We start from the raw sequence: 2,368 nt of genomic DNA on the forward strand, positions 1-2,368 counted from the left end.
CTTTCTTTAGAATGTTTTTTTGGTCAATTTCATTCTATAAAAAAGGACGATTTTTTTGTACCCTAAAAACAGAAAAAAGGGCTGAGCCGAAGGTCGATTCAATCGACTTTTCGGACAGCCCCTTTTTGTTGATTAATATTTTATACAAGTTTTCGTAACTAAAGTTAACAATATTTGTAGTTATCGGTTGGTGTTCATCCTATTTGTTTCCGTTTATGATAAGTATAGGAGGTGCGGAAAATATGAATAATACGAAAAGTAATATTGCCTCAAACTTGCGCTATTTGAGGAATAAAAACCGTCTTTCCCAGGAAGAAGTGGCCGAAAGAATAGGCGTTAGCCGACAATCGGTAGCGAAGTGGGAAAATGGCGATTCCCTACCCGATATATTAAATTGTGAAGCTTTAGCCGATCTTTACGACGTATCTTTAAACGACTTAGTTCGTCACAACTCCGAAGAAACGGGATTTCCTATCCCTCCAAAAAATAAACATCTATTTGGCACGGTCACCATTGGCGAAAGGGGGCAAATTACTTTGCCAAAAAAGGCGAGAGAAACCTTTAACTTAAAACCTGGTGATACATTAATTGTTCTTGGTGATACCAACCCATTAACCTCTGGTATTGCTTTAATAGATAGCGAATCCTTTTTTAGAATGACTGGCCAAGCAGTAGAACATATTTTTAAAGGCAAAGGGGACATGTAAATGGAAATGTTAGCTGTTAAAGGACTGACAAAACGTTATCCGAATTTTACCTTGGACAATGTAACCTTTTCCTTGGCACCGGGGAGAATTATGGGACTTATCGGAAAAAATGGTGCAGGAAAAAGTACCACATTAAAATCAATGTTAAATTTAGTGCACCCTGATAAAGGTTCCGTTGTCATTCTTGGCAAAGATTTTAAATCCAATGAAGAAAGTATTAAGCAAGAAATTGGTGTTGTTTTAGGAGGAATTGATTTTTATCAACATAAAAAGTTGGAGGATATTACAGCGGTAACGAGGCGTTTTTATAAAAATTGGGACGAAGCCAGTTATCAAAACTATTTGCAAACTTTTTCCCTTGATCCGAAGAAAAAGGTAAAAGAACTCTCCACCGGAATGAAAGTGAAATACATGATTGCCCTAGCTTTATCCCATCATGCAAAATTGCTTATTTTAGATGAACCGACAAGTGGCCTAGATCCAGTTTCACGGGATGATTTGTTAAACTTGTTTCGTCAACTCGTAAAAGATGGGAAACGAAGCATTTTATTTTCCACTCATATTACATCGGACCTGGAAAAGTGTGCTGATGATATTACTTATATAAAAGATGGAAAGTTATTAAAGAGTGCTGAGAAATCTACCTTTATAAAATCCTTTGCACACTTGAAAGAGCCTTCAGAAAGTGGGGATTTAACCTTGGAGGAAATTATGGTCCGAATGGAAAGGAGGCAATATAATGTTTAATCTTTTAATCAAAGAATTGCGTCTCGCTGCCCATCCAAATCTCTATATTTTTACGTTCCTAGGTGTCTTAGTTATTGTACCTGCTTATCCGTACGGAATGGTGTTTTTGTTTGGTTGTCTAGGGCCATACATTACGTTCATGTATGGACGGGAAACCCAAGATATTTATTATACTGCCTTACTTCCGGTTAAAAAAAGTGATGTGGTGAAGGCAAAAATGCTTCTTGTCGTTTTAGCCCAGATGACCCAGCTGGCTATCTCCCTTCCCTTTGCCTTTTTGCGTGTAGGGGTGTTGCCCCAAGGGAACCCGGCCGGTATCGAAGCAAATGTCGCCTTTTATGGTTTTGGGCTTATTATTTACGCTGTATTCAACTGGATTTTCTTGACAACCTTTTTCAAAACGGCCTATAAAGTTGGAAAAGCCTTTCTTAGTGCCATCATTCCTGCCACGCTTCTTGTCCTTGCTATGGAGGTAGTCGTTCATTTTCCTAGATTCACATGGCTGGATAGTATAGAGCCTGCTGATCTCCTACGACAACTCCCCTTACTCCTTTTCGGAATGGTTGTTTATGCTGCTGCTATGTATTCCGCCTATAAAATTAGTGTAAAACGCTTTGAAGCAGTTGATTTGTAAATTTGAAAGGACATAACAAATCGAAAAAAGATTTGCTATGTCCTTTTTTATCCCCCAATATATTTAGTTCTATGCTTGTGATTTTTAAGAATCCAATCATTTAGCATAGCTAAAAGTTAACCCTTTTATTTGTAATTGCAATAAAAAATGTATATTGGATCTACGTCAAGTTTTTGGACACAAAAAGATTAAGTTTTTTTGCACAACAACCATTCATGGATTGTTCCACATCCCAAGTAGATTGTCAAAGTGAAAAGAGCCTTTGACAATCTACTTGGGA

At 37.5% G+C, this 2,368-nt stretch carries 3 protein-coding genes; all 3 read left to right on the forward strand.

Translation table 11 applies throughout. The features are described 5' to 3' along the window. Window positions 1–242 precede the first annotated feature (242 nt). Genes ACFPOH_RS11205 through ACFPOH_RS11215 form a run of 3 tightly spaced genes read left to right on the forward strand, consistent with a single transcriptional unit; the run spans window position 243 to window position 2,088 of the window. Window positions 243–707 (forward strand): helix-turn-helix domain-containing protein, encoded by a 465-nt coding sequence (locus tag ACFPOH_RS11205; protein WP_390309679.1) that lies wholly within the window; start codon window positions 243–245, stop codon window positions 705–707. Further along, window positions 708–1,454: an ABC transporter ATP-binding protein gene (locus ACFPOH_RS11210; protein ID WP_390309681.1), complete on the forward strand. Its 747-nt coding sequence runs from the start codon at window positions 708–710 to the stop codon at window positions 1,452–1,454. Further along, window positions 1,447–2,088: an ABC-2 transporter permease gene (locus tag ACFPOH_RS11215; protein WP_390309683.1), complete on the forward strand. Its 642-nt coding sequence runs from the start codon at window positions 1,447–1,449 to the stop codon at window positions 2,086–2,088. The genes ACFPOH_RS11210 and ACFPOH_RS11215 overlap by 8 nt, the downstream gene beginning before the upstream one ends. Window positions 2,089–2,368 lie beyond the last annotated feature (280 nt).

This window comes from Ureibacillus suwonensis (assembly GCF_042655065.1).
Lineage (GTDB): Bacteria > Bacillota > Bacilli > Bacillales_A > Planococcaceae > Ureibacillus > Ureibacillus suwonensis.